Raw genomic sequence first — 6058 nt, 5'->3', positions numbered from 1 at the left:
TGCCCACGACCGGCCGCGGCCGGTAGTGCACGGTCACCTTCTTGATCGCCAGGATTGGCAACGCCGCGGGCCGGCGCTCGGGCTCCAGCGCCTTCTCCATCGTCTTGATGTAGTACGACACGATCATGATCAGCAGCGGCACCTCTTGTGCCGCGTCGACGGCGGATTTGCCGGTTTCCTTGATCAGCAGTTCTTCGATCTCGCCGCGGTGCTCGCCCAGCCACACCGCGAAACGAGCCAGGACTTTGGCGCGCCCCTTGGCGCCGCGCTGCTCCCATTCGCGTTGGGCCACGCGCAGCCCAGCGGCGATGGTGGGGACGTCGGCCGGGTCGGTCCACTGCACTTCGCCGGCGACGGCGCCGGTGGCCGGGTTCAAGACAGTGCCGATGCCCGAGAAGTCGGGCGTGATGGGTGTGATGGCGGTCATGCCGCCCATGCTATCGACAGGTGTCAAGTTCGGCGCTGGGCTACGCCTAACACGTAGGCGGCTTGGCCCAGATGCTGGGCGCAGTCGTCGATGATGCTGACCAGCCGGGCGCTGGCGGTCACCGGCGGATCCCAGTTCCGGTCCACGATGCGCGCCAAGTCTTCTGCGGTCACGCCGGCGACGAATTCCAGCGTCACCTTGTGCACGGCGTGGTAGTACCCGGCCAGCAGATCGGCCGGTGCCTGCACCTTGGCGACGTCTTCGGGGCTGTGCCCGTAACCGGTGTCGTCGCGCGGAAGGTCCAGCCCGAAGCGCTCCACCCACCCGTCGGCGGTCCACACCTGGTCGATGCCGGCGATCGGGGCGAGCTGAACATCCTGTACCCGCGCGCTGTGCCAGATCAGCCACGCAATGCTGTTGGCGTTGGGGCTCGGCCGATAGTTGGCCTGTTCGTCGGTGAGGCCGTCGGTGATTTCGTCGACGTGTTCGATCAACCTGGTGAACGCGTCGCGCAGCAATTCCCGAGTGGCGTTGTCGGTGCTGGACATACCGGCGACCCTACGCGTGGCAGACCACCGAAATTGCTGACTGGGCAGCCGGCGTTTGGCCAATACGATCGATGACGTGATCGGATTCCGCCGAGCCGTGTTGGCGCTTGCCATCCCGTTGAACCTGATGTTGATCGTCTGGATGGCGATCGGCCGTAGCTTGTTCGGCATCATGACGGCCTGGATGGCCTACTTGATGGTGCTCTGGGCTGCCCCCGGCGCTGCTGGTATTGCTGACGTTGTCGACGGTTCTGATGTTCTGTCAGCGGCGGCGTCCCGTGCGGTTGAGCACCGCGCAGGCATGGCTTCAGGTGGTGTGCTGGCTCTGCATGTTCGTCGTCGGGATCGCGATAGTGGACGGGGACGACACCGGCAACGTCGGGGGCATTCTGCTCAGCCTCTTCGGCAACAACTCGACGATGGAGTCGGGATCTCGATGCTGATCGCGGGATTCGTCGGCGCGGCGGCATGGCTGGTTCTGATGGTCCTCTTGCCCGTCGGTTTGACCATCCGACGGCCACCTCCTCCGGCCCCCGGCTGGGCCTTCCACCCGTATCCGCCCGCCATGCCCTACCGGCCGCCGGGAGCTCCGTGACAGACCGCCTCGACGTTGTTGCCGTCGGGGTCCCGGACGAAGGCGCCGAAGTAGTCGGGGTGGTATTCCGGCCAAAGCCGCGGGGCATGCAGCGATTCGGCGCCCACCTCGAGCGCAGCTTGATGAAACGCCTGTACCGCGTCGTGGTCGGCGGCGGCGAACGCGACATGGATCTCCCGATTGGGTCCCATACCGGCGCCCTCGGCTATCCAGAAGGCCGGCGTGCCGTCACGCCCATACCCGATGGCCTCGCCGAAGTCCATCAGACGCGAATAGCCCAGCACGCCGAGCACCCGGTCGTAAAACACCTGCGATTTGGCGTAGTCAGCGCAATTGATTCCGAAATGATCCAACATCAGCGCCATTCCTCCTCATCGCTTCGTCCTGCATCGTCATTGGCGCACGGAATTGATCCTGGCATCAGCCACCGACACGGTCGTAGATTATTTAGATGACCTACGACCTGATCATCCGCAACGGCAGCATCGTCGACGGGCTCGGAGGCGAACCATACGTCGGTGACGTCGCGGTACGCGATGGCGTCATCGCCGCGGTCGGTGCCGTGAACGGCGCTGACGCCGCGCGGGAGATCGACGCGACAGGCCTGCTGGTCACCCCGGGGTTTGTCGATTTGCACACCCACTACGACGGCCAGTCCATCTGGTCGGATCGGCTGACTCCGTCATCGGCGCACGGGGTGACGACTGTGGTGATGGGCAACTGCGGCGTCGGCTTCGCACCCTGCCGCCAATCCGATCACGACGTGCTCGTTGACGTGATGGCCGGGGTTGAGGACATTCCCGGCGTCGTGATGACCGATGGCCTGCCCTGGACATGGGAGACCTTCCCCGAATATCTGGATGCGCTGGACGCCGGCAAGCGCGATATCGACGTGGCCGCTTACCTTCCGCACTCACCGCTGCGGGTCTACGTGATGGGTCAGCGCGGAGCCGACCGCGAGCCGGCCACCGCCGAAGACCTCGCGAAAATGCGAGCGCTGGCCAAAGAAGCGATCGAAGTGGGCGCGCTGGGGTTCGCGTCGTCGCGGCTGACCATCCACAAAACCGAAAGCGGTTCGCCCATCCCGAGTTACGAGGCGGCTCGCGAGGAGATCGAAGAGATTGCCCGCGGCGTTGTCGACGGCGGAGGTGGTCTGCTGCAGTTCGTGCCCGACATTCCTGCCGGCGGTTACCAGCCGGTGCTGCAAACGGTCTTCGACGTCGCCGAGGAGGTCGGGCTGCCGGTCACCTTCACGCTCGTCGTCGCCAACGCCGGCGACCCGACTTGGCCGGACGCCATCACGATGATCGAGAAGGCAAATAGCGGAGCGGCGACAGGCCATCCTTCAGTCACCGCGCAGCTGCTGCCGCGCCCGATCGGTCTGATCATCGGGTTGCAACTGTCCGCCAACCCATTCGTGCTCTACCCCAGCTACCGCGAGATCGCCCACCTGCCGCTGGCCGAACGGGTGGCCGAGATGCGTAAGCCCGAGGTCCGGGCCCGCATCCTCGCCGATAAGCCCGGCCAGGGTCACCCGATCCTGTTCGTGACGCAGATGTGGGACTGGATCTTCCCGCTGACCGACAACCCCGACTACGAGCCCGACCCGTCCACGAGTATCGGGGCCAGGGCGCGGGCCCGCGGGGTGGCCCCGATGGAAGAGGCCTACGACCGGCTGCTCGACGACGACGGTCGCGCGATGCTGTTGGTCGCTACCAGCAATCTGGAGCGCAACTCGCTGGACACCGTCGGCGAGCTCCTGCATCGCGAAGACGTGGTGCTTGGTCTCGGCGACGGCGGCGCGCACTACGGGATGATCTGCGACGCCAGCTATTCGACGTACTTCCTGGCGCACTGGGCGCGCGACCGCAAATCCGGGCGATTCTCGGTGCCCGACGCCGTCCGGGAGCTGACGTCGGTGCCGGCTCGCATCGCGGGGCTAGGCGACCGCGGCCGTATCGCGGTGGGCTACAAGGCCGACCTCAACGTCATCGACCATGCGGCGCTGCGGCTGCACAAGCCGGTGATCACCCACGACCTGCCGGCGGGTGGGCGTCGGCTCGACCAGACCGCCGACGGCTATGTGGCGACTGTCGTCTCCGGCGAGGTGATCGCCGAGAACGGCGCGCCCACCGACGCCCGGCCCGGCAAGTTGGTTCGCGGCCGCCAGCCGATCCCCGCCTGAGCCGTCACACCTGCCACACCAGCCTCTCCGCGGAGGCACCACACGTTTTACGAAACGTGACCACCGGCGATATCACCGGCTCGGGTGATATCGCATGCGGTGTCGAAACGAAAAAGAAGTGGGCTCCACCTCGGAGTGGCGCACGAGGCTGGTGTGACCGCGCGCTAGCCGTGTCAGCCCGACAGCGCGTTGAAAAGCGCAGCCATCTGGTCCGGTGTCACCGAGGTGTTGCACTGACCCTTGAGGTTGAACAGCGGCTGGGCAATGTTCTTCAGATCCAAAGCCTCGCCGGGGTGGCCGATGAAATAGCCACGCACCGACGACTTCGCGTCGGCAGGTGATTGATTGACCGCCGTCGTCAGCACATTGTTGGCGTCCGGGTGACCGTCCAGGTATCCGCTGGCGGCATTCAGTACTCCGCTCGCGGTGGCCGCTACCCCGCTTGCCGAACATGGATCAGGCGCAGCACCCGCCGTCGGCGTCGCGGCGATCACGGCGGCAAGCGTGCAGCCGGAGGCTACACCAAAGGCTTTGCGCCGTAAGGCAATTGCGGACATTCTCATTACGTTGGTCCCTTCGTCCCCGGCTGTTCGAATATTCAGTACACCAGCTGCCCCACGAAACGAAAAGCCCGGCCCCACATAGGGACCGGGCTTTCCGTTGACTGTGGACTTAGAAGTCCATACCGCCCATGCCACCGGTCGGGTCGCCGGCGGGAGCCGCGGCCTTCTCCGGCTTGTCAGCGACGACGGCCTCGGTGGTCAGGAACAGACCCGCGATGGACGCCGCGTTCTGCAGCGCCGAACGGGTCACCTTGACCGGGTCGGCAACGCCGGCCTTCAGCAGGTCCTCGTATTCACCGGTCGCAGCGTTCAGACCGGTGCCGGCCTTCGCGTTGCGGACCTTCTCGGCGACAACGCCGGGCTCCAGCCAGGAGTTGAAGGCGATCTGCTTCAGCGGAGCCTCCAGCGCCACGCGGACGATGTTGGCACCGGTGGCCTCGTCGCCCGTGAGCTTGAGCTCCTCCAGGGCGGGTGCCGACTGCAGCAGGGCCACGCCGCCACCGGCGACGATGCCCTCCTCGACGGCGGCCTTGGCGTTGCGGACCGCGTCCTCGATGCGGTGCTTGCGCTCCTTGAGCTCCACCTCGGTGGCGGCGCCGGCCTTGATCACCGCAACACCGCCGGCCAGCTTGGCCAGGCGCTCCTGCAGCTTCTCGCGGTCGTAGTCGGAGTCGCTGTTCTCGATCTCGGCGCGGATCTGGGACACCCGGCCGGCGATAGCGTCGGAGTCACCGGCGCCCTCGACGATGGTGGTCTCGTCCTTGGTGATGACCACCTTGCGGGCCTTGCCCAGCAACGAAATGTCGGCGGTCTCCAGGGAGAGGCCGACCTCTTCGCTGACGACCTGGCCACCGGTGAGGATGGCCATGTCCTGCAGCATCGCCTTGCGCCGGTCACCGAAGCCGGGGGCCTTGACCGCCACCGACTTGAAGGTGCCACGGATCTTGTTGACGACCAGAGTGGACAGCGCCTCGCCCTCGACGTCCTCGGCGATGATCAGCAGCGGCTTACCGCCCTGAATGACCTTCTCCAACAGCGGCAGCAGGTCCTTGACCGTCGACACCTTAGAGCTGACCAGCAGGATGTAAGGGTCCTCCAGGACAGCTTCCTGACGCTCGGCGTCGGTGACGAAGTAACCCGAGATGTAGCCCTTGTCGAACCGCATGCCCTCGGTGAGCTCCAACTGCAGGCCGAAGGTGTTGGACTCCTCGACCGTGATGACGCCCTCGTTGCCGACCTTGTCCATCGCCTCGGCGATCAGGTCACCGATGGACTGGTCGCCCGCGGAGATGGCCGCGGTGGCAGCGATCTGTTCCTTGGTCTCGACGTCCTTGGCGCCCTTGAGCAGGGTCTCGGTGATCTTCTCGACGGCCTTCTCGATGCCGCGCTTCAGACCCAGCGGGTTGGCCCCCGCCGCGACGTTACGCAGGCCCTCTTTCACCAGCGCCTGGGCCAGCACGGTGGCCGTGGTGGTGCCGTCGCCGGCGACGTCGTCGGTCTTCTTGGCGACTTCCTTGACCAGCTCGGCGCCGATCTTCTCGTACGGGTCCTCCAGCTCGATCTCCTTGGCGATGGACACACCATCGTTAGTGATCGTGGGAGCACCCCACTTCTTCTCCAGGACGACGTTGCGGCCCTTGGGACCCAACGTCACCTTTACCGCGTCGGCGAGGGCGTTCAGGCCCCGCTCGAGGCCGCGACGGGCCTCTTCGTCGTACGCAATTGTCTTGGCCATTGCGA

Annotated in this window: 7 protein-coding genes; 2 read left to right on the top strand and 5 right to left on the bottom strand. The window is 65.9% G+C overall.

Going from position 1 to position 6058, the window contains the following annotated elements; translation table 11 throughout:
• On the bottom strand, window positions 1–427 hold a 427-nt coding region (locus WB785_RS10930), incomplete at its 3' end, for an aldehyde dehydrogenase family protein (RefSeq protein ID WP_424079090.1).
• Window positions 428–450: 23 nt separating this feature from the next.
• A complete protein-coding gene (locus WB785_RS10925) occupies window positions 451–975 on the bottom strand; it encodes a mycothiol transferase (protein ID WP_424079089.1) in 525 nt (174 codons plus the stop codon).
• 76 nt (window positions 976–1051) lie between these two features.
• Between WB785_RS10925 and WB785_RS10920 the strand changes: the two genes are divergently transcribed.
• Window positions 1052–1570, top strand: coding sequence for a hypothetical protein (locus WB785_RS10920; RefSeq protein ID WP_424079087.1), 519 nt, complete (start codon window positions 1052–1054; stop codon window positions 1568–1570).
• On the opposite strand, the gene WB785_RS10915 is transcribed toward WB785_RS10920, so the two are convergent.
• Window positions 1546–1926: a VOC family protein gene (locus tag WB785_RS10915; protein ID WP_424079093.1), complete on the bottom strand. Its 381-nt coding sequence runs from the start codon at window positions 1924–1926 to the stop codon at window positions 1546–1548. The genes WB785_RS10920 and WB785_RS10915 overlap by 25 nt on opposite strands.
• Window positions 1927–2021: 95 nt before the next feature.
• Here WB785_RS10915 and WB785_RS10910 point away from each other — a divergent pair, with 95 nt between their 5' ends.
• Window positions 2022–3755, top strand: coding sequence for an N-acyl-D-amino-acid deacylase family protein (locus tag WB785_RS10910; protein ID WP_424079086.1), 1734 nt, complete (start codon window positions 2022–2024; stop codon window positions 3753–3755).
• Window positions 3756–3928: 173 nt separating this feature from the next.
• Here WB785_RS10910 and WB785_RS10905 read toward each other — a convergent pair whose 3' ends face one another.
• Together WB785_RS10905 and groL are read right to left on the bottom strand one after the other, a co-directional pair.
• Entirely contained in the window at window positions 3929–4312 is a 384-nt protein-coding gene (locus WB785_RS10905; RefSeq protein ID WP_424079084.1) for a heme-binding protein, read from the bottom strand.
• Window positions 4313–4427: 115 nt separating this feature from the next.
• Window positions 4428–6053, bottom strand: coding sequence for a chaperonin GroEL (gene groL, locus WB785_RS10900; RefSeq protein ID WP_424079092.1), 1626 nt, complete (start codon window positions 6051–6053; stop codon window positions 4428–4430).
• Between the last annotated feature and the right edge of the window lie 5 nt (window positions 6054–6058).

The sequence above is a fragment of the Mycobacterium sp. genome (assembly GCF_049585075.1).
In the GTDB taxonomy this organism is placed as follows: Bacteria; Actinomycetota; Actinomycetes; order Mycobacteriales; family Mycobacteriaceae; genus Mycobacterium.
This window is presented reverse-complemented; position numbering and strand designations above follow the sequence as displayed.